Source organism: Neoaquamicrobium sediminum (assembly GCF_013240295.1).
Taxonomy (GTDB): Bacteria; Pseudomonadota; Alphaproteobacteria; order Rhizobiales; family Rhizobiaceae; genus Aerobium; species Aerobium sediminum.
On the sequence record NZ_JABETK010000001.1, the window covers coordinates 443,239 to 463,122 of the forward strand.

Genomic DNA, 19,884 nt, shown 5'->3' on the forward strand with positions numbered 1-19,884 from the left:
TATGCGCTATCAGCCAGCTTGAGGAATGACGCCGTAGGCGATGCCCTTGCGGCTGAGCCAGCGGCGGTAAGCGATCGCCGACTTGTCGGCGCGGATCGGTGTTTCGGCGCGCGGATCGAGTGGCAGGCGGCGCGGCATCTGGTTTTCCAGGATGGGCTTGTCCTGGCCGAAGATCGTCTGCTGGAACCGGCGCAGCTCGGTGATCGTCGAGACCGAATCGACCATCGATTGCAGCAGATGGGCGCGGCAGCGGTCCTGCGTCATCGGCTGCAGGAAGATGGCGATCACGTCGCGGCGGCTCTCGTCCTCCGGACAGGATTTATAGAGCACCGAACAGAACGGGTGCGGCACGCGGTAGACATATTCCACCTCGATACCCTCCGTCGCCGAGAGCGCGGCACGCGGCTGGAAGAACCGGCAGCGCGTTGCCAACACCTCGTCGCGCTCCTCCGACACCTCGACGTCGTATTCCTTCACCTCGGTGTGAGGCTCGGCGCCCAGAATGTCGGTGTGGACATATGGGAAATGCCCCATGTCGAGGAAGTTCTCGACCGCGCGCGGTGCGGAAACGTTCACGCCGATCGACCCGCAGCTCATGTTCTTTCGGTCGGGCTCGGCGTATTCGGGAATCGGGAAGATGTCGGGCGGCGGATTGCCGAGGCTGGTCCAGACATAACCGTAGCGCACCAGCACGGGGAGCCGCTCGACGATTTCGTCCGCGTCGATCTCGTCTCCGGCTTCCTCGACGGTTCTGAGCCACACCACCGGCTGCCCCTCGCCGTCTCGCGTCAGGGCAATCGGCGTATCCAGCAGCAGCGTCGTTTCGACGGCGCCAATGGGCACTTCCTCGGCTGCCGCGATGACCTGCCAGAGGTCGCGGGTGACGGGGTCGATCAACTTGTCGGACTTCATGACACCTTCATCGCACGGCTGCGTTCGCGCGCTCAAGATTAATTTTTGTGCATCCTCGGTGAGGGCCTTGCAAAGAGGCAATGTTGATGCTTTGTGAGACTAGCACCGCACCGAAACTTGGTGCAACATGGCGCTGGGGAACATAAGAGTTGGGCGCGCGTGAAGCGCCGGGAAACCGAGGCTTGGATTGAACTGCGATACGCCGTTTCGGCTGGAACTTTCCGGCATCACGAAACGATTTCCGGGAGTACTCGCCAACGACAGTGTCAGCTTCGGGGTGAAGCCGGGCGAGATACATGCTCTGCTGGGCGAAAACGGAGCCGGCAAGTCGACGCTCGTCAAGATGATCTACGGGATCATGCAGCCGGACGCGGGCGAAATTCGCTGGAACGGCGAGCCGGTCACCATCTCCAATCCCAATGCCGCGCGCCGCCTCGGCATCGGCATGGTTTTTCAGCACTTCTCGCTTTTCGAAGCCCTAAGCGTATTGGAGAACATCGCGCTCGGCATCGATTCCAAGGTGCCATCGCGCGAACTGCGTGCGCGCATCGGCGCGATCATGGAGCAGTACGGCCTGACGCTCGATCCCAACCGTACGGTCGAGACGCTCTCCGTCGGCGAGCGCCAGCGAATCGAGATCGTGCGCGCGCTGCTGCTCGATCCCAAGCTGTTGATCATGGACGAGCCGACATCCGTGCTTACCCCTCAGGAGGTGGAGCAGCTTTTCGGCGTGCTGCGCCAGCTTGCCGCACAGGGTTGCTCGATCCTCTACATTTCCCACAAGCTTCACGAGATCCAGGCACTTTGCGACACGGCGACGATCCTGCGCGCGGGGAAACTGGTGCATACCTGCGATCCCCGTCAGGAAACCTCCCGCTCGATGGCGGAAAAGATGATCGGGGCAGGCTTGCGCGACGTCACCCGCAGCCATGACCGGGCGCTTGGGGAGCCGCGCCTCATCGTCTCGAAACTTTCGACCGTACAGACGGACCATTTCGACGTGCCCGTCCGGGAGGTCAGCTTCACCGTGCGGGCCGGCGAGATTTTCGGCATCGCGGGTGTCGCCGGCAATGGCCAGAACGCACTTCTGGAGGCGCTTTCGGGCGAAGCACCGGCCAGCGAAGCCGGCGCGGTCGCCGTCGACGGCAAGCCGATGAGCACGGCCGATGTTTCGGCGCGTCGAAGCAAAGGCCTCTCGGCGGTGCCCGAGGAGCGAAACGGCCATGCAGCGGTCGGCGACTTTACGCTTGCCGACAACGCGGTGCTGACGGCGCGCGATCGCATCGACATGGTCACGCTAGGGCTGATCGGCCGGGACAAGGCCGAAGCCTTCGCCGGCAAGGTGATCGAGACGTTCGGCGTCAAGGCACAGGGACCCGGCGCGATCGCCGGTTCGCTTTCCGGCGGCAATCTGCAGAAATTCGTCATGGGCCGCGAGATACTCCAGCGACCGTCGGTGCTGGTCGTCAGCCAGCCGACATGGGGTGTCGACGCGGGCGCCGCGGCGGCGATCCATCAGGCGCTGGTGGATCTTGCCGAGGCCGGTTCGGCGATCGTCATCATCTCCCAGGACCTGGACGAACTGCTTGCACTCTGCGACACGATGGCGGTCATCAACGGGGGCGGCTGTCGCGCGCGATGCCGGTTGCGGAGGTGGACGTTGAAGAGGTCGGCCTTCTGATGGGCGGCATCCACGGCGAAACGGAGGCTTCCGATGCCGTTCCGGCTTGAGAAGCGCCCTGCCCCAAGCAGGCTGATGCTCTATGCAACGCCCTTCGGCGCGCTGGCACTGACGATGATCGCAGGCGCGCTCGTTTTCTCGCTGATCGGCTATGACGGCATCGCCGCTGTGCAACAGATTTTCATTACGCCGCTGACCAGCACCTTCCGCTGGCAGGACCTTGCGGTGAAAGCCTCGCCCCTGATCATCATCGGCGTGGGTCTTGCCGTCGCTTATCGCGCGAACGTCTGGAACATCGGCGCGGAGGGGCAATACATCGTCGGCGGCCTGACCGGCACATGGGTCGCGCTCGCCACCCATGGCATGACGGGCATCTGGATCCTTCCAGCCATGGTACTGGCGGGCATGGCCGGCGGCATGGCTTACGCGGCGATCCCCGCCTTTTTCAAGACGCGGTTCAACGTCAACGAAATCCTGACGTCGCTGATGCTGACCTACGCCTCGGTCCAGCTCGTCTATTATGTCGTGCGAGGCCCGTGGAAAGATCCGATGGGCATGGGCTTTCCCCAGACGCGTGTCTTTTCCGAGGCCGCGCGCATACCCAACATGATCCCCGGAACCATCGTGCATTGGGGCGTGCCGGTAGCGCTTCTCGTCGCGCTCGTCGTCTGGTTCGTGATGTCGCGCTCCGTGTTCGGCTACCGCATCAAGGTCGTGGGCGCGGCGCCGAAGGCCGCCCGCTATGCGGGGTTTTCGACCAATGCCACGATCTGGCTGGCGCTGCTGGTCAGCGGCGGGCTCGCGGGCCTGGCGGGAGTGCTTGAGGTCGCAGGGCCGTTCCAGCGCATGGTGCCCGGCTTCCCGACGAATTACGGCTTCACCGCCATCATCGTCGCCTTCCTCGCCCGGCTGCACCCGATCGGCGTCATCTTCGCGGCAATCGTTCTCGCGGTAACCTTCGTCGGCGGCGATCTCGCCCAGACGACGACGGGGCTGCCGAGCGCGGCCAGCGGCATCTTTCAGGCGATGCTGCTGTTCTTCCTGCTCGCAGGGGACATTCTTGTCCGATACCGGATCCGGCGCATTTCCAGTCAGCCGGCAGCCGAGGTACGCGCAGCAGCGGAGGCCCAGCCATGACAATCGGCCTTCTGATCGCCGTCACGATGACCCTGATCGTCGCCTCGACGCCGATCCTGATCGCTGCGTTGGGAGAACTGGTTGTGGAACGCGCCGGGGTGCTCAATCTCGGTGTCGAAGGCATGATGCTGATTGGTGCGGTGACGGGCTTCATCACCATGTTCACGACGGGCAATCCGTGGCTCGCGGTGCTGGTCGCCGCCATCGCCGGGCTGCTATCGTCCCTCATCTTCGGCTTTCTGACGCTCAGCCTGTCGGCAAACCAGACCGCGACCGGCCTAGCGCTGACCATCTTCGGCACCGGTTTTTCGGCGCTCGCCGGCCAGAGTTATTCGGCAATGCCCGTCAGCCTGTTCCGCTCGGTCTTCCCGGCCGAACTGACGACGCATCCGTATCTGCGCGTCCTTTTCGGCTATTCGCCGCTGGTGTATTTCTCACTCATCATGGTCTTCGTGGTTTGGTGGTTCCTGAAGCGCACCCGCGGCGGGCTGATCCTGCGCGCGGTGGGCGAGAACGACCTGTCGGCGCATTCGATCGGCTACCCGGTGCGTGCGATCCGCTACGGAGCGATCGCCTTCGGCGGCGCGATGGCCGGCATCGCCGGCGCGTGTTTCCCGTTGCTGCTGACCCCCAGTGGGCCGAAGGCATGACCGCCGGGCGCGGCTGGATCGCGGTCGCGCTCGTCGTATTCGCCTCGTGGCGGCCGTTCCGCCTGCTGGCGGGCGCCTACCTCTTTGGCCTCGTGATGACCATGGAACTCTACGCCAAGGCGGGCGGCGGCCCGTTGACCGCCATCCCGTCGGAACTGTGGGCAGCCATGCCCTATCTCGCGACGATCGCCGTGCTGGTGCTCATATCGATCCGCCGCGATGCCTCGACCAATGCGCCGGCCTGCCTCGGCAAGCCGTTCCTGCCAAGCAATTGAAGTGGGCGAGGAGCTCCTTCGATCGACCGAACCACAAGCTCAGGAGAAACCAACATGACACTATCACGTCGTAACGTCCTTAAGATCGGCGGTGCAGCCGCCGCTGCTGCCGCTGCTCGGCCACAAGGCTTTCTCGCAGACCGAACCGCTCAAGGTCGGCTTCATCTATATCGGCACCATCAACGACAATGGCTGGAACTACGCCCATAACCAGGGCCGTCTCTACATGGAGCAGGAGTTGGGCGACGCGGTCGAGAGCGTCTTCGTCGAGAACGTCGCCGAGGGCCCTGACTGCGAACGCGTCATGCGCGAACTCGTGCAGGCCGGCTGCAAGCTGATCTTCGCCACCAGCTTCGGCTACGGCGACTACGTCATCAAGATCGCGCAGCAGTTCCCGGACGTGAAGTTCGAGCACGCGACCGGCTACCAGCGCTCCGAGAACGTCGCGACCTACAATGCGCGGTTCTACGAAGGCCGCGCGGTTTGCGGCACGCTCGCCGGCCACCTGTCGAAGACCGGCAAGGCTGGCTACATCGGCTCGTTCCCGATCCCCGAAGTCGTGATGGGCGTCAACGCGTTCGTGCTGGCGGCGCGCAAGGTGAACCCGGAATTCACGATCACGCCGGTCTACATCTCGACCTGGAACGACCCTGCGCGCGAGGCCGACGCTGCCCGCGCCATGATCGACCAGGGCATCGACGTCATCGCCCAGCACACCGACGGCCCTGCCGCCCTGCAGGTGGCCGAGGAACGCGGCATCGTCGGCGGGTTCGGCCAGGGCGCAGACATGAGCGCCTTCGCGCCGAAGGCGCAGCTCACCTCGATCATTGACAACTGGGGTCCGCACTACGCCGCGACCGCCAAGGCGGTCATCGACGGCACCTGGGAGAGCAAGGATAGCTGGCCGGGCCTCAAGGAAGGCGAAGTCGTAATCGGCGACTACAACGAGTCGATCCCCGACGATGTCGTTGCCGCAGCCGAGGCCGTCAAGAACGGCCAGATCGACGGCTCGATGCACATCTTCACCGGCCCGATCAACGACCATACCGGCGCCGAGAAGGTCGCCGCCGGCGTGACGCTGACCGACGCGGATCTGCTGTCGATGGACTGGTATGTCGAGGGCGTCATCCCGCCTGCATAAGGCGAAGTAGCATTGATGGAAATGGAGACGCCGCCCATCGGGCGGCGTTTCTGTTCTTGGCACGGCTCATCGCGTCAGTACGTCGTCCGCCGTTCCTCGCTCGGCGGGCGGCCGAACAGCAGCCGGTAGCTCTGCGCGAAATAGGAATGCGAGGTGAAGCCGGTGGCGATCGCCACGTCGAGGATCGGCATATTGGTCTGGCGCAGCAGTTCGCGCGCGCGCTCCAGCCGCAGCCGCATGTAGTAGCGCCCCGGCGTCATGTTGAGATGACGCAGGAACAGGCGCTCCACCTGCCGCACGGAGAGACCGGCGGATTTGGCTAGCTGAACGGCCGAATAGGGTTCGTCGAGGTTGTCCGCCATCAGTTCGACGATCCGCCGCAGCTTCTCGGACTTGCCGGTCAGATCGCGTTCCGGCCCGACACGCTGGCGATCGCCCGCCGAGCGGATGCGCTCATGCTGGAACTGGTTGGCGACCTCGTTGGCGAGGTTCTGGCCGAAGTCGGTACGGATGATCTCGAGCATTAGGTCGATGGAGGTCGTGCCGCCCGCGCATGTGTAGCGCTTACGATCGATCTCGAAGACGTTTCCGGTACAGTCGATCTCCGGAAACCGCTCCTTGAAGCCCGCTTTGTTCTCCCAGTGGATCGTACACCGATGACCTTCGAGCTGGCCGGCTTCGGCAAGCAGGTAGGAACCCACGGAGAGCCCTCCGAGGGCCGCGCCGCGACGCCCCAGCGAGCGAAGCGCGCCGAGCACCTTGGACTTGCCTGGAAATTCGTAGGAGAGCCCGGCGCAGACGAAAAGGATGTCAACAACCGGCAGGTCGGTGATCGCATAGTCGATCTTGATGGGCAGGCCGTTTGACGCGATGACGGAATCGCCATCGGCGGAGACCGTCGTCCAGCCGTAGAAGTCGCGGCCGAGCAACCGGTTGGCCGAGCGCACGGTGTCGATCGCCGCCGCGAGCGAGAACATCGAGAACTTGTCGACGAGCAGGAAGGCGAACTGGCGGCCGGGCGAAGGCGTATCGGTCATAACCGCGTTCTACTCGCTGGTTTGAATGTCGAAAAGCGGCCTCAGAATTTCGGCGGCTCGATGCCCGCGGTCCGACTGGCGGAAACGAGCGTGTTCGCCATCAGCATCGCGATGGTCATCGGTCCCACACCGCCCGGCACGGGGGTGATTGCACCTGCCCGCTCGAATGCCTCACCGAAGGCGACGTCTCCGACGAGCCGCGTTTTCCCCTCGCCCTTCTCGGGCGCTGGAATCCGATTGATGCCCACATCGATGACAGTCGCGCCTTCTTTCACCCAGTCGCCCCGCACCATTTCCGGCCGGCCCACTGCGGCGACAAGAATATCGGCGGTGCGGCACAGCGCTGGCAGGTCTTTGGTGCGCGAATGCGCAACCGTGACGGTACAGTTGGCCGCCAGCAGCAGGTTCGCCATCGGCTTGCCAACGATGTTGGAGCGGCCGACGACGACGGCACTCAGGCCGGAGAGATCACGTCCGCGTTCCCGCTCGATGAGCAGCATCGAGCCAGCAGGCGTGCAGGGCACGAAGGCGCTTGCCACCTCGCCAGTGCCCAGTCGACCGACATTGACGAAGGTGAAACCGTCGACATCCTTGTCCGGGGAGATCGCCTGAATGACGGCGCCGGCATCGATATGGTCAGGCAGCGGAAGCTGCACCAGAATGCCGTGGATCGCCTGATCGGCGTTGAGGTGCCCGATCAACGCCAGCAAATCGGCCTGCGGCGTGTCGGCTGCCAGCGTGTGCTGCACCGAGTGGAAGCCGCATGCCTTCGCCTTCTTCGACTTGGAGGCGACATAGACCTGGCTGGCCGGGTCCTCACCGACAATCACGACGGCAAGCCCGGGGTGACACCCTTTTCGGCAAGCGTTGCGGTCGCTTTCGTCACCGTCGCGATGACGTCTTCGGCAACCTGTTTTCCGTCGATGATGTTCGCCATGATTCTCCCCGCGTCGTCCGGTTCCGGGATCGCATTCTGGCGATTTCGACGCAAGGCGATCCCGTCATTGCGCCGTCCGATGCCGTAAACCCGAAAACGCGCGGCGGAATCGCGACTGCTTATCAGGTGCCGTAGCGTTTGCGCGGCGCACGGCTGTGGGCGAAGTCCTCGATCGCGTCCCGGAACTCGCGCAGGCTCTGGCGGATTTCCTCAATCGCCGCGTCCGTGCTTTCGTCGATATATTCGTTCTGGTCGAAGGCTGCCTCGGGCGCGGCCCGCCGTGGCTCATCGACCGGGCGCGGCGCTTCCTGGCTCTGCGGATAGGCATGCTGCTGTGGCGGCGCATAGGCAGGCGCGCCGAAGTAGGGTTGCTGCGGCACGGGATAGGCCCCGGCCTGAGGATAATAATGCGGCGGCGGGGCCGGATAGTGCGCTGCGGGCCAGCCCGGCATTGGCATCAGCGGGGGCTGTGGCTGGTAGACGCCGTGCATCGGCATCTGCGGCCATCCGGGCGGCGCCGGGGGAACAGGCTGCGCGTACATCGCACCGGGGTGATGAGGCTGCTGCGATGGCTGCTGGCCGTGCCCAACGGCCGGCTGGTTCGGCCGGGCTTCGGCCGACGCCGGCTGCCCGCCGGCCTGGGCATCGTTATGCGGATAAGCGCTGTAGGGATTGTGGGAATGCATTTCGTCGGTCTCCTCGACGTTTCCGCTTTCTGCGGAACGAATGTCACTATCCAGGTCAGTTTCCGGTGCTTCGGTGAATGCCTCGTCGGCCTGAAGCGATGCATACGCATCGTCCTTGAGCCAGGCATCGTCGTCGCGCCGCCTGCGCAGCCCGGCAAAACCTAGCCCTGCGAGCAAACCGGTCAGCGCACCGGCCATCGAAAAGGCCGGCACCGAAGGGCCGCTTGAAAAGAGCGGCGGGGCCGCCCTTGAAATCAGGCTGGCACTGCCGGGCGCCGAAGCACCGGGACCGGCCTGTGCGGCTGCAAAGACTGCTCGTAGATCGAGCGCTTTGCTGCGGCCTCCCGCTCCAGCTCCCTCAAGGCGACCAGTTCGCCACCGATGTCGCCCTGGCGCGTCTTCATCTCGGCGAGTTGTGAGGCCAGTTCCTGCTCCTCGCGCACAGCCCGCGTCAATTCGGTCTGCAATGCCGCAGCCACCCGCCGCAATTCGTCGGCAATCTCCTGGCGCGTGCCTTCAAGCTCGGCGCGGGCGGAGAGCAATTCGGGGTGACGGGGTCCGAGCTTCACGCCCAGCCGATCCACCTGTTGGCGCGCGGCCGCGTACCGGCTTCTCAGATCCGTCAATGTCGAGGACGCGTATTGCTCCGGCAGCGAGCCGGTGACGATCGAATCGACGTTAGCCTCGCGGGTCGACGCGGTGCGTGCATTGAGCTCCACCGTACGCGCCTGCGCCGCCGAGAGGCGCTCGCTGAGGCGAACGATCTCATCATCGGAGATCAGCCGCCCCTGTGCATCGACAAGATCGTTTTGTGCCTTGAAATCGGCGATCGCCCGTTCAGCCTCCTCCACGCCTGCGCGCAGTTCTGAAAGACGTTCGCTCATGCTGCCGCTGGGCGAGGCAGTGCCGCCGCCGGCATTCGCCAGAAACAGCTCGGAGATCGTGTTGGCGATCAGCGCCGATTTTTCTGGATCGCCGGTTCGCGCCGAAACCTCGATGACGGACGAGCCGCCTTGCCGGTTCGTCTCGACCGCACGTCCGAGCGTCTGCAAGGAACGGGCCCGGCGGCGCTCCACCGAGCTGGCACCGTCGCCTGCCACAAGGTCGCCAAGACCGGCAAGCGAGCCGCCCAGGCCGAACGGGCCGGCGGTGTCGCCGTTGAACTCGGGGTCGGCGGCAAGGTTCAACCGGTCGGCGGCTGCCTCAAGCATGGTCCCCGAACGCAGCACGCGAAGCTGGTTGTCGACCAGAGCGAAGGCGGTATCGGCCGAGAGTTGCCCCGAGACCACGCCGGCGCGCAGGGCCTGCGGATCGATCAGCAATTCGCTCGTGGCGACATAGGACTTCGGCCATGCAAAGGCGACGGCGGCGCCGATCGCGGCACCTGCAAGCGTCAGCCCGATCACGGGACGCATCGACATTCCGCCGCCGGTCCGCCGGTCAGTCGGCGATACGGCACCGTCGGCATTCAACGGTTCTGATACTGTCTTGCCGGTCACGTCGCCCCCAGCGGCTCGGATTCCATCGGCGATTCGGTGCTGCCACGATCGTCTTCGGCCAGATGACCGGAAATCAGGTCCCTCAGCCGATGCGGTTCCGGCTGCTCGTGCACCAATGGTTCATCGACCGCGTCGACCTCCGGTTCAATCGGCGCGGAAAGAACAGGATTCGCACGGCGTTCGCGCCGTGCGCGTGCCCGGGCATGGCGCGTTACGGCGTCCTCTTCGTCGCTGACCATAGCCAGCAGCGAAGCGCGACCTTGCCTGTAATCGTTTGTTGAACCGGACATCGTTGCCTGCAGAAGATGCGCGCACGACGGCGAGCTGGGTACTTCATTCGTTAAGGCAAGCTAAACGGGGATGGAAAACAAAAGGTTAATTTCGGGCGGAACCGACGCGACCATCCGGTTGTGTTGAACATTGGTGGCCGAAGGCCTAAACGGCTTCGCAACGCTGGCAACGTGCCGGCAAAGCTCGGGAGAATGACATGGCTGCCAAGATCGTGCTCGTGGGATGCGGGAACATGGGATACGCGATGCTGGCGGGGTGGTTGTCCTCGGGCAAGCTTGCGGCGAATGAAGCAATCGTCGTCGAACCAACCGACGCCCTGCGCGAGCGCGCGGCTACGCTTGGTGTCATTGCACTTTCGGACGCGGGGGAGGTTGCCGCCGATGCAGCCCCACGCCTCGTCGTTTTCGCCGTCAAGCCGCAGGTGATCCTCAACGTCGTTCCCGCCTATGCGCGCTTCAAGCCGTCAGCAACCTATGTCAGTGTCGCAGCCGGTACGCCGATCTCTGCCTTCGAAGGTGCGCTGGGTGCAGACGCAGGCATTATCCGCTGCATGCCCAATACGCCCGCCGCAATCGGCAAAGGCATGATGGTGGTTGTCGCCAATGACAATGTCGACGCAGACACGAGCGACTTCGTGCGCGATCTTCTGTCGGCCAGCGGCGAAGTCGCGATGATCAACGATGAGGGGCTGATGGACGCCGTGACCGCGGTCTCCGGATCCGGCCCCGCCTATGTCTTCCATTTCATTGAATGCCTGACGGCAGCAGGAGAGAAAGCCGGCCTGCCGGTCGAGACCGCGAAGCTGCTTGCCATGCAGACGGTCTATGGAGCCGCGGCACTTGCTGCCGAAAGCCGTGAGGAACCCGGCACGCTGCGCCAGCAGGTAACGAGCCCCAACGGCACGACGGCCGCAGCACTTTCGGTGCTTATGGGCGACGACCGCCTGAAGATGCTGGTCACGGAAGCCGTCGAAGCGGCGAGGGCGAGATCGGTCGAACTGGGCAAGTAGCGGCTAAGCAACGCCGACCAGTTCGTCCTGCTTGCGGCGGAGCGCAACGAGGCCCGAACCGGCATCCGGAGCGGCATTGGCGTAGGTGAGCAGCTCACCCTTCGCGATGGGCGCCGTCACGACCCCACCTTCGAGGAGACCGCACGGGATCGCCTTCGCCGCGCGAGCGTCCTCGACGGTCATGATCCAGGAGCGGTAGGTGTATTCGCCGATCGCGTCGAGCCTGTCGCCGGGCTTCAGGTCGCGCTTGGCGACCGCGCACACCTCCGCCACCGGCCTGTCGAGCGGCACCATGTCGGCCTTGCCGTAAAGCACGGCGCGAGCGCAGGTCAGCGGCACTTCGAGGCTGGTCAGGTGATAGGGCCGGAAGAAGGTGTAATACGGCCCCTCGCCCAGCTTCAGATCGTTCATCCGCTCGCGCAGGCGCGGATGCGCCATTTCGGCGATGACGAAGACGCCAGGCGCGACACCCTTGCCGATGGAAAAATCTACGCAGCCCTTGCGCGACAGCACACCGCCATCCTCCACCGGGCAGAGAACCCGCGAAAGTTCGTCGCGCGTGGCGGCTGGACCGTGCATGCCCGGCCTGTCCGGCACAAGCCCGGTTGCATTGGCGATCGCCGCCATCTCGACCATGGTCTTGGAGCCGTCCACGAACTCGACCAGCATGCGTGGGTTCATGTTGCGGCGTTCCGCTTCCTCGCGGTATTCGTCCGGTGTCGCATCGTGGTTGAGCGGGTTGTTCTTGCCCTTGCCGGCCGCGACGACCCGATGGCCCATCGCCGAGACGAACTCGATCAGCTCCATGCAGGAGGACGGTTCGTCGCCCGCGCCAAGCGAGTAAACGACGCCCAGCTTCGCGGCCGCATGCTTCAGATAGGCACCGATGGTGACATCAGCCTCGACATTCATCATCACGAGATGCTTGCCGTGCTCCATCGCCTTGAGCCCGATCTCAGCGCCGACGGCCGGCTTGCCGGTGGCGTCGATCACGACGTCGACCAGATCATGAGTGACGACCATGGACGAATCCGGCACGATCGCGGTGCGGCCGGCCTCGATCAGTGCCGACATGGCCTGCGCGCTTTCCGCATCGCCTGCGCTTTCGGGCGGCCGCTGGGCGATTGCGACCGCCTGCCGCGCGCGCTCTCCGCGCGTATCGGCGATGGCCGCCACCTCGATGCCACGCATCTGCGCTACCTGGGTCACGATGTCCGTGCCCATCTCTCCGCAACCGACCAGGCCGATGCGCACGGGCCGGCCTTCGTCGGCGCGCTGCGCCAGATCGCGGGCGAGGCCCGTCAGTGCGACATTGGTCATGGCGTTTCCCATCCTTGGCAGTTTTGCGGGCAGATAGAATGACGGCCGCACGGAATGTCAACCGCGCAGCGGCGCTCCTGCCTGATGCAAGCTTGCGCTTGTACGATGGCAGAATAGATCGAGCATGGGAATTCGCGCCCGCATGCGTACGCGCAGCCACCAAAGGCGGGACATTTCAATGTCGCCAGCCACACGGATCGCCATCGCAGCCGGTGGCGTGTCGGCTGCTGTCGCGTGCTGCACCGTCATCCTGTGGAGCTTCTCGGCGGAAGCAGGCACGTCGTTTGCGCTCATTGCCGTCCCGCTGATCGCAATGCCGATCGTTGTTGCCGCGACTGCATGGACAAGCGCACATCGCGCCATCGCGGCAAGCCTCGAACCGGCGATCGATAGCCTGGAACGGATCGCGCAGAACGACTTCACGCTGCCGGCCGCGCCCTTTGCGGACAGCGAGACCGCCGGCCTCGGCGCGGCCATCGAACGCTGCCGGTCGGGACTGGAGGGCAGGCAACGCGCCGGCAAGGTTCACGCTGCTGTCGCTCGATTGATGGGCGCGGCCATAGGCAGCCTCGCCGACGGCGACCTTTCGCGACGCGTGACGCTCGACCTTCCCGAGCCCTACCGGGCCTTTCGCGACGATTTCAACACGACCATGGAAAGGCTGGAGGCCGCCTTTGCAACGCTGACGACGAGCAGTAACCACCTTGCGGCGCACCAGCAGGAAATCGACGCGGCTGCCGGTCGGCTCGGACAGCGCGCCCAAAAGCTCGCCGAGCGGATAGACATAGAGCTGTTGGCTATCGAAAACTGCGACGATCGCGAAGAAATGTTGCAAAGGGTGCAGCATTTCATGGGCGGGATTGCCGTTGCCGCAAAGCGCAACCTGGAAGCTGCCGAAAGATTCTCCGAGATTGGGCGTCTCGTGCAGGAGGAGGCAACCGCGCTTGCTCAGTTGGGAAGTCGAAACCCCACTTCCGATGAGGCCGGCAACGAACCGGGCGACACAACCGCCCGCCTTCCGGCGGCAACCGCGCCTGTACGCATCCACTCCGCGGCGTGACCGCGACCCTCGAACTTGCGAAACATCCCCAACTGGTACTAAGTTCTATTAGATCGATCCAAGCCAGGAGGAAGCCATGGCCGCCCAGCGTGTCCTGGCATGAAGAGGGTCACCCTTCTCGACGTGGCGAAGCATGCCGGGGTATCGCGCGCCACCGCATCGCTGGTGGTGCGGGATAGTCCCTTGGTAGGCGCGGCGACGCGCGCCAAAGTCGAGGCCGCCATGGCCGAGCTCGGCTATGTCTACAATCTGGGCGCGGCACGGATGCGCGCGGCGCGCAGCCGAACGGTCGGAGTCATTATCCCGAACCTCACCAACCCGTTCTTCGCGGTCCTGCTGGCGGGCATTGAAAGCATTCTGGAAACCGCCGGTCTTGCCGTCATCCTCGCCAATTCCAACGAGAATGCCGCCAAGCAGGACGGTTTCGTCAATCGCATGCGCGAGCATGGCGTGGACGGGCTTATCGTATGCCCGGCAGAGGGCACGGAGCGGCGCTTCGTCGACGATGCCGGCAAATGGGGCGTGCCGCTGGTCCAGACGCTGCGGATGGTGCCGGAAACGGCGAGCGACTATGCAGGCATGGACCCGACGCCGGGCATGCGCGAGGCAGTCGACTGCCTCGTCGGCTTTGGGCATCGCCGCATCGGCTATGTCGCGACCGACACCCATCATTCCGCCCGCACGGAGCGCCTCGAGAGCTTTCACGCGGCGATGAACGCTGCAAATCTCGCGCCGCTTTTCGTGCGCCCGCTCGAATCCACCCACATGAGCGCCCGCATGGCCGCCCCCGAGCTCATGAGCCGGCCCGCGCGCCCGACGGCGATAATCTGCCACAACGACGTTCTCGGACTGGGGCTTCATCGCGGGCTATGCGATCTCGGCGTCATGCCGGGCCGGGACGTTTCTCTTGTCGGTTTCGACAATGTCGCGGAGGCGGACCTCGTGATGCCGGGCCTCGCATCGGTCGCGACCGAACCTTTCGTGGTCGGCGAGAATGCGGCGCGGCTGCTTCTGAGGCGGATGGATGCGCCCGACGGCCAGATCGCCAGCAGCATCGAGGAAACGTACTTCGTGCAGCGCGGCTCCTGCGGGCCGGTGCGCATGGCAGCGGGAACCGTTCCCGCTTGACCCAGCCGGCGTAATCATTTAGATCGATCTAAACGCACAGAGGAGTTAAGTGCGCTGCCGCGCACGCCTTGGCGACGCGGCCGGGAGGTCAGTTTTGGATTATCAATTCAACTTCGCGCCGGTCTTCCGGAACTTCGACCAGTTGCTGGCCGGCGCGCTGGTGACGATCGAGCTTTCCTTCGGCGCGATGATCCTCGGCACAATCGTCGCCATTGCCTGCGCGATCGGCAAGACGGCAGGACCGAAGCCGGTGCGCTGGTTGATCGACGCCTATATCGAATTGATCCGCAACACGCCGTTCCTCGTCCAAATCTTCTTCATCTTCTTCGCGCTGCCGGCGCTCGGCATCAGGCTTTCGCCCAACGTCGCGGCCCTAACCGCGCTGACCGTCAATGTCGGGGCCTACGCCACGGAGATCATCCGGGCCGGTATCGAGTCGATCAATCGCGGGCAGGTCGAGGCCGGTGTCGCGCTCGGCCTGAAGCGCTGGCAGATCTTCCGCTACATCATCATCAAGCCTGCGTTGCGGACCATCTATCCGGCGCTAACCAGCCAGTTCATCTATCTGATGCTGACATCGAGCGTCGTTTCGGTCATCTCGGCCACCGATCTTGCGGCGGCCGGCAATAACATCCAGTCGCAGACCTTCGCGGCGTTCGAGGTCTATCTGGTGATTACCGCCATGTATCTGGTGCTGGCGCTCGGCTTCTCCGCGCTTTTCTCGGCGGTCCAGCGCTACGCGTTCAACTACCCGCTGGCGCGTTAGGGAGGGACGAAGAATGATCCGCCCCTTCGGCATCAATGAATTCTGGTTCATTGTCATGGCCGTCCAGTGGACGCTGGCGCTGTCGGCCGTCGCCTTCGCGGGCGGCGCTCTCGGCGGGCTCGCGGTCGCACTGGCGCGCGTCTCCCCGGCCGCGCCGCTGCGTTACGCGGCATTGGGATTCATCCGCCTGTTCCAGGGTACGCCACTGCTGATGCAGCTATTCCTGGTTTTCTTCGGGCTCAATATCTTCGGGTCAGGCGTCAATCCGTGGGTCGCCGCCGCGATCGCGCTCACGCTGCATGCGAGCGCGTTCCTGGGCGAGATATGGCGAGGCTGCATCGAGGCCGTGCCGAAGGGCCAGTCGGAGGCGGCCTGGGCTCTCGGACTGCGCTACTACGACCGCATGAAATCCATCGTCCTGCCGCAGGCTGCCAAGATCGCAGTGGCGCCGACGGTCGGCTTTCTGGTGCAGCTCATAAAGGGCACGTCGCTGGCCTCGATCATCGGCTTCGTTGAGCTGACGCGCGCCGGACAGATCATCAACAACGCCACCTTCGACCCGTTCACCGTGTTCGGGCTGGTGGCCGCTCTCTACTTCATCCTCTGCTGGCCGCTGTCGATCCTCGCGCGCCGCATGGAGGCCCGCTTCGCCGTGGCGACACGGCGCTGAGAAGAAACCGGAAGGTCAAACAGGGAAGGAAACGACGATGAACATCTTGAAGAAACTGGCAGGCCTCGCGCTTGGTGCCGTGCTTGCGACGGGCGTGGCAGCGACAGCAGCTTCCGCGCAGACGGTCGACGAGATCAAGGCGCGCGGCACCGTGAACATCGGCATGCTGGTGGACTTCGCACCCTTCGGCATCATCAACGAGCAGGGCCAGCCAGACGGCTACGACGCCGATGTGGCTAAGCTTCTCGCCGAGGATCTTGGCGTCACGCTCAACCTCGTGCCGGTTACCGGCCCCAACCGCATCCCCTACCTGCTGTCCAATCAGGTCGATATTCTCGTCGCTTCGCTCGGCATCACCCCCGAGCGCGCCGAGCAGGTCGACTTCTCGCAGGGCTATGCGGGTATCGAGATTTTCGTGTTCGGAGACGTCAACACCGAAGTGAAGGAGGCGGCCGATCTCGCCGGCAAGAACGTTGCCGTTGCCCGCGCCTCGACGCAGGACACCTCCATCACCGAAATCGCGCCTGAGGGCACCAACATCCAGCGTTTCGACGACGACGCATCGGCGGTGCAGGCGCTGCTTTCGGGCCAGGTGCCTCTGATGGGCGCGTCCAACGTCGTCGTCTCGCAGGTCCAGTCCGTTGCTCCGGACCGCTACGAGACCAAGTTCTCGCTGCGCCAGCAAAGCCAGGGCATTGCCACCCGCCCCGGTCAGGACAATCTGATGGAACACATCAACGCGTTCCTGGCGAAGGTCAAGAAAGACGGCACCCTGAACGAACTGCACGAAAAGTGGGTCAGCGCCCCGCTGCCCGAATTTCTGCAGTAAGACCGAAGGAGCGCGGGCATGTCCCAGACCAAGACGGCCGATAGCGGCATGCCCGCCGTGAAGATGGAGGGCGTGGACAAGTGGTACAACACGTTCCACGCCCTCAAGAATATCGACCTCCAGGTCGCGCGCGGCGAGAAGATCGTCGTGTGCGGCCCGTCGGGGTCGGGCAAGTCGACGCTGATCCGTTGCGTCAATCAGCTCGAGGAGGTGCAGAAGGGGCGCATCTTCGTCGAAGGCATCGAGCTCACGGCCGGGCCGAAGAACGTCGAGCAGATCCGTCGCGATGTCGGCATGGTCTTCCAGCAGTTCAATCTGTTCCCGCACATGACCGTGCTTGAGAATTGCACGCTGGCACCGATGAAGGTGCGCGGCGTCTCGAAGGCCGAAGCGGAGAAAACCGCGCGGAAATATCTCGCACGCGTGCGCATTCCGGAACAGGCCGACAAATACCCCGCCCAGCTTTCGGGCGGCCAGCAGCAGCGCGTGGCCATCGCCCGCGCGCTGTGCATGAACCCGAAGATAATGCTGTTCGACGAGCCGACCTCTGCGCTCGACCCGGAAATGGTGAAGGAAGTGCTCGACACGATGATCGATCTCGCCACCGAAGGCATGACGATGATGGTCGTGACCCACGAGATGGGTTTCGCGCGCAAAGTCGCCGACCGGGTAATCTTCATGGATCAGGGAGAGATCGTCGAAGTGGCGGAACCTGAAGAGTTCTTCTCGAACCCGAAGCAGGAGCGCACGCGCACCTTCCTCGGGCAGATCGCTCACGGCTGAAGGCCACCGTTCATGATTGTCCGCCAGGCCTTCTTCGAGGGAACGATCCATGCCGGCCGCGAGGCGGAGTTCCGCGTTTTCGTGGAAGAGCGGCTGATGCCGCTCTGGCGGCTCTTCCCCGGCGCGCTCGACGTGCGCGTACTCTTCGCGCAAGCACGTGACGAAGGTGCCCCGCCCTTCGCGCTATCGCTGGCGATGACCTTCGAAAGCGAAGACGCGCTTGGGGCAGCACTTCAGGCGCCGGTGCGGTTCGAAAGCAGGGCCGTGACCGGCGAGCTGATGGCGATGTTCGACGGGCATATTCACCACCACGTCTTCGAGCTTCATTCCGCATTGTGACGGTTCGTCCGGCACATCGCCGGAAACAGGCTTGCCAACCGACATTCCTCCGCTTTGTCCCGGCGCCCCCTCCGGCACTTTGGTGCCGAAGCAGAGGGAGTTTCTTGATGAAGCAGATAGTCGTCATCGGAGCCGGCAAGGTCGGTTCCACCATCGCGGACATGCTGGCGTTGACCGGCGATTATGACGTTACCGTCGTCGACATGGGCGAGGCGCAGATCGCGGCGCTGCAGGTCTGTGCGCGGGTCAAGACGGCGGTCATCGACGTGCGCGACGAGCAGGCGCTCGCTGCCCTGCTCGACGGCAAATACGCCGTGCTGAGCGCAGCTCCTTACCAGCTTACGGTTGCGATCGCGCAGGCTGCGGCAAGCGCAGGCGTCCATTATTTCGACCTGACGGAGGATGTTGCCAGCACGCGCGCCGTCAAGGCGCTGGCTGCCGGTTCGGCAAACGCCTTCATGCCGCAATGCGGCCTTGCGCCCGGTTTCATCTCCATCGTCGCTCATGACATGGCCAAGGGCTTCGACACGCTCGACGCGATCAACCTGCGGGTGGGCGCTCTGCCGCGCTATCCCAACAACGCTCTCGGCTACAACCTGACCTGGAGCACCGACGGCATGATCAACGAATGCTGCGAGCCCTGCGAGGCGATCGTCAACGGCAGCGCGGCCGAGGTGCCGCCGCTGCAGGAAATCGAGCAGATCATCGTCGACGGCGTTACCTACGAGGCGTTCAACACGTCAGGTGGGCTGGGCACGCTGTGCGAGACCTATGGCGGTCGCGTGCAGAACCTGAACTACCGCACCATCCGTTACCCCGGCCACGCGGCTGCGATGAAGCTGTTGCTGCAGGATTTGAAGCTGCGTGACCGCCGCGATCTGCTGAAGGAAATCCTCGAGACGGCCATTCCCGCCACGCTGCAGGATGTGATCGTGATCTACGTAACCGTCACCGGCCACAAGGCGGGACGCCTGATACAGGAAACCTACACAAGGCAGATTTTCGGCCGCCGGATCGGCACGCTGCACCGCAGCGCGATCCAGATCACGACCGCGGCCGGCATCTGTACGGCCCTCGACCTCCAGGCGCAGGGCGTGCTGCCGAAAAGCGGCTTCGTGCGTCAGGAAGATGTTGCCCTGTCGGCCTTCCTCGGCAATCGGTTCGGCCAGGTCTATGCGGACTTGCCGCCAGCGCTTGGCCCTTCGGTCACGGCAGCGGCCTGACCGGTCGCCGCTGCTCCGCGCTGTATATGCCGGCCTAGGATGATCCACGACTTGCAACGCTCGATCCCCTCGAAGCCGAGAATCTCGTCAAGCACCGCGTCGATGTCCTCGACGCGGGGCGTCTGCACCGTCAGCACCAGGTCATAGTCCCCTGCTATCGTAAGGCAGTTCACCACCTCAGGCAGGGCGCGCAGACGGTCCAGGATATCCTTCTGCCGGCGCTGGACGATGCTGACCATGACCAGCGCCTGCGCCGCATCCCCGAACGGATCATGCGAAAGGATCGCGGAGTAGCCCGCGATCAGCCCGCTGCGCTCCAGCCGCGCGATGCGCTCCTGCACCGTGCTGCGGCCGACACCCAGCTTGCGGGCAAGCTCGGTCGCCGATGCACGACCGTCGGCGAGCAAGAGCCCGACCAGTTGACGGTCGATATTATCGCGAAGTTCGTTCATGCGGGAATCCCGGGAGCGATGGTCGCGCAACCCCTAGCGCCGTAGCTATTGGCGGGCAA

Annotated in this window: 18 protein-coding genes and 3 pseudogenes; 13 read left to right on the top strand and 8 right to left on the bottom strand. The window is 64.3% G+C overall.

Annotated elements, in window-relative coordinates; genetic code table 11:
- Nucleotides 1–9 precede the first annotated feature (9 nt).
- A complete protein-coding gene (locus HK436_RS02115) occupies nt 10–912 on the bottom strand; it encodes an aromatic ring-hydroxylating oxygenase subunit alpha (RefSeq protein WP_173186961.1) in 903 nt (300 codons plus the stop codon).
- A gap of 187 nt (nt 913–1,099) precedes the next feature.
- On the opposite strand from HK436_RS02115, the pseudogene HK436_RS02120 reads away from it, so the two are divergent.
- The 4 genes and pseudogenes from HK436_RS02120 (at nt 1,100) to HK436_RS02135 (ending at nt 5,796) form a co-directional block, all read left to right on the top strand.
- Nucleotides 1,100–2,643: pseudogene (locus HK436_RS02120) on the top strand (ABC transporter ATP-binding protein).
- Complete coding sequence (locus HK436_RS02125; RefSeq protein WP_173186963.1) at nt 2,627–3,730, top strand: ABC transporter permease; 1,104 nt, start codon at nt 2,627–2,629, stop codon at nt 3,728–3,730. Before HK436_RS02120 ends, HK436_RS02125 begins: the two are co-directional and overlap by 17 nt.
- Nucleotides 3,727–4,655: pseudogene (locus HK436_RS02130) on the top strand (ABC transporter permease). Before HK436_RS02125 ends, HK436_RS02130 begins: the two are co-directional and overlap by 4 nt.
- A 91-nt stretch (nt 4,656–4,746) precedes the next feature.
- The gene (locus HK436_RS02135) at nt 4,747–5,796 is read left to right on the top strand and encodes a BMP family ABC transporter substrate-binding protein (protein WP_376769118.1); all 1,050 of its coding nucleotides are present in this window, start codon (nt 4,747–4,749) and stop codon (nt 5,794–5,796) included.
- A gap of 74 nt (nt 5,797–5,870) precedes the next feature.
- On the opposite strand, the gene HK436_RS02140 is transcribed toward HK436_RS02135, so the two are convergent.
- The 5 genes and pseudogenes from HK436_RS02140 to HK436_RS02160 all read right to left on the bottom strand — a co-directional run bounded on the left by HK436_RS02140 (nt 5,871) and on the right by HK436_RS02160 (nt 10,245).
- Nucleotides 5,871–6,833, bottom strand: a complete 963-nt coding sequence (locus HK436_RS02140; RefSeq protein ID WP_173186965.1) for a GlxA family transcriptional regulator — start codon at nt 6,831–6,833, stop codon at nt 5,871–5,873.
- 41 nt (nt 6,834–6,874) lie between these two features.
- Nucleotides 6,875–7,770, bottom strand: a pseudogene (locus HK436_RS02145) (bifunctional methylenetetrahydrofolate dehydrogenase/methenyltetrahydrofolate cyclohydrolase).
- Nucleotides 7,771–7,892: 122 nt separating this feature from the next.
- Nucleotides 7,893–8,669 (bottom strand): hypothetical protein, encoded by a 777-nt coding sequence (locus HK436_RS02150; RefSeq protein WP_173186969.1) that lies wholly within the window; start codon nt 8,667–8,669, stop codon nt 7,893–7,895.
- A gap of 41 nt (nt 8,670–8,710) precedes the next feature.
- Nucleotides 8,711–9,955, bottom strand: coding sequence for a GumC family protein (locus HK436_RS02155; RefSeq protein WP_173186971.1), 1,245 nt, complete (start codon nt 9,953–9,955; stop codon nt 8,711–8,713).
- Nucleotides 9,952–10,245 carry a hypothetical protein gene (locus HK436_RS02160; protein ID WP_173186973.1) on the bottom strand — a complete coding sequence of 98 codons (294 nt, stop codon included), beginning with the start codon at nt 10,243–10,245 and terminating at the stop codon, nt 9,952–9,954. The genes HK436_RS02155 and HK436_RS02160 overlap by 4 nt, the downstream gene beginning before the upstream one ends.
- A 197-nt stretch (nt 10,246–10,442) precedes the next feature.
- Here HK436_RS02160 and proC point away from each other — a divergent pair, with 197 nt between their 5' ends.
- Nucleotides 10,443–11,255, top strand: coding sequence for a pyrroline-5-carboxylate reductase (proC, locus tag HK436_RS02165; RefSeq protein WP_173186975.1), 813 nt, complete (start codon nt 10,443–10,445; stop codon nt 11,253–11,255).
- A gap of 3 nt (nt 11,256–11,258) precedes the next feature.
- Here the strand turns inward: proC and HK436_RS02170 are convergent, their stop codons facing one another.
- A complete protein-coding gene (locus HK436_RS02170; protein WP_173186976.1) occupies nt 11,259–12,575 on the bottom strand; it encodes an NAD(P)H-dependent oxidoreductase in 1,317 nt (438 codons plus the stop codon).
- A 178-nt stretch (nt 12,576–12,753) separates the two neighbouring features.
- Here HK436_RS02170 and HK436_RS02175 point away from each other — a divergent pair, with 178 nt between their 5' ends.
- The 8 genes from HK436_RS02175 to HK436_RS02210 all read left to right on the top strand — a co-directional run bounded on the left by HK436_RS02175 (nt 12,754) and on the right by HK436_RS02210 (nt 19,373).
- Nucleotides 12,754–13,635 carry a methyl-accepting chemotaxis protein gene (locus HK436_RS02175; protein WP_173186978.1) on the top strand — a complete coding sequence of 294 codons (882 nt, stop codon included), beginning with the start codon at nt 12,754–12,756 and terminating at the stop codon, nt 13,633–13,635.
- Between the two features lie 99 nt (nt 13,636–13,734).
- A complete protein-coding gene (locus HK436_RS02180; protein WP_173186980.1) occupies nt 13,735–14,763 on the top strand; it encodes a LacI family DNA-binding transcriptional regulator in 1,029 nt (342 codons plus the stop codon).
- A 94-nt stretch (nt 14,764–14,857) separates the two neighbouring features.
- Nucleotides 14,858–15,529, top strand: a complete 672-nt coding sequence (locus HK436_RS02185; protein ID WP_173186982.1) for an amino acid ABC transporter permease — start codon at nt 14,858–14,860, stop codon at nt 15,527–15,529.
- 13 nt (nt 15,530–15,542) lie between these two features.
- A complete protein-coding gene (locus tag HK436_RS02190; RefSeq protein WP_173186984.1) occupies nt 15,543–16,199 on the top strand; it encodes an amino acid ABC transporter permease in 657 nt (218 codons plus the stop codon).
- 37 nt (nt 16,200–16,236) lie between these two features.
- On the top strand, nt 16,237–17,028 hold the full coding sequence (locus tag HK436_RS02195; RefSeq protein ID WP_173186986.1) for a transporter substrate-binding domain-containing protein: 792 nt from the start codon (nt 16,237–16,239) through the stop codon (nt 17,026–17,028).
- An 18-nt stretch (nt 17,029–17,046) separates the two neighbouring features.
- Entirely contained in the window at nt 17,047–17,811 is a 765-nt protein-coding gene (locus tag HK436_RS02200) for an amino acid ABC transporter ATP-binding protein (RefSeq protein ID WP_173186988.1), read from the top strand.
- A 12-nt stretch (nt 17,812–17,823) separates the two neighbouring features.
- Complete coding sequence (locus HK436_RS02205) at nt 17,824–18,150, top strand: hypothetical protein (RefSeq protein WP_173186990.1); 327 nt, start codon at nt 17,824–17,826, stop codon at nt 18,148–18,150.
- A gap of 107 nt (nt 18,151–18,257) precedes the next feature.
- Entirely contained in the window at nt 18,258–19,373 is a 1,116-nt protein-coding gene (locus HK436_RS02210) for a saccharopine dehydrogenase family protein (RefSeq protein WP_173186992.1), read from the top strand.
- Here HK436_RS02210 and HK436_RS02215 read toward each other — a convergent pair.
- Nucleotides 19,322–19,825 carry an Lrp/AsnC family transcriptional regulator gene (locus HK436_RS02215; RefSeq protein WP_173186994.1) on the bottom strand — a complete coding sequence of 168 codons (504 nt, stop codon included), beginning with the start codon at nt 19,823–19,825 and terminating at the stop codon, nt 19,322–19,324. The genes HK436_RS02210 and HK436_RS02215 overlap by 52 nt on opposite strands.
- Nucleotides 19,826–19,884: the final 59 nt, after the last annotated feature.

Bases quoted from the DNA above. Each gene is read 5' to 3' on its own strand.
- proC (WP_173186975.1), top strand. From the start codon at position 10,443: ATGGCTGCCAAGATCGTGCTCGTGGGATGCGGGAACATGGGATACGCG.
- HK436_RS02180 (WP_173186980.1), top strand. From the start codon at position 13,735: ATGAAGAGGGTCACCCTTCTCGACGTGGCGAAGCATGCCGGGGTATCG.
- HK436_RS02210 (WP_173186992.1), top strand. From the start codon at position 18,258: ATGAAGCAGATAGTCGTCATCGGAGCCGGCAAGGTCGGTTCCACCATC.
- HK436_RS02215 (WP_173186994.1), bottom strand. From the start codon at position 19,825: ATGAACGAACTTCGCGATAATATCGACCGTCAACTGGTCGGGCTCTTG.
- HK436_RS02205 (WP_173186990.1), top strand. From the start codon at position 17,824: ATGATTGTCCGCCAGGCCTTCTTCGAGGGAACGATCCATGCCGGCCGC.
- HK436_RS02175 (WP_173186978.1), top strand. From the start codon at position 12,754: ATGTCGCCAGCCACACGGATCGCCATCGCAGCCGGTGGCGTGTCGGCT.
- HK436_RS02160 (WP_173186973.1), bottom strand. From the start codon at position 10,245: ATGTCCGGTTCAACAAACGATTACAGGCAAGGTCGCGCTTCGCTGCTG.
- HK436_RS02200 (WP_173186988.1), top strand. From the start codon at position 17,047: ATGTCCCAGACCAAGACGGCCGATAGCGGCATGCCCGCCGTGAAGATG.
- HK436_RS02190 (WP_173186984.1), top strand. From the start codon at position 15,543: ATGATCCGCCCCTTCGGCATCAATGAATTCTGGTTCATTGTCATGGCC.
- HK436_RS02195 (WP_173186986.1), top strand. From the start codon at position 16,237: ATGAACATCTTGAAGAAACTGGCAGGCCTCGCGCTTGGTGCCGTGCTT.
- HK436_RS02125 (WP_173186963.1), top strand. From the start codon at position 2,627: ATGCCGTTCCGGCTTGAGAAGCGCCCTGCCCCAAGCAGGCTGATGCTC.
- HK436_RS02115 (WP_173186961.1), bottom strand. From the start codon at position 912: ATGAAGTCCGACAAGTTGATCGACCCCGTCACCCGCGACCTCTGGCAG.
- HK436_RS02170 (WP_173186976.1), bottom strand. From the start codon at position 12,575: ATGACCAATGTCGCACTGACGGGCCTCGCCCGCGATCTGGCGCAGCGC.
- HK436_RS02140 (WP_173186965.1), bottom strand. From the start codon at position 6,833: ATGACCGATACGCCTTCGCCCGGCCGCCAGTTCGCCTTCCTGCTCGTC.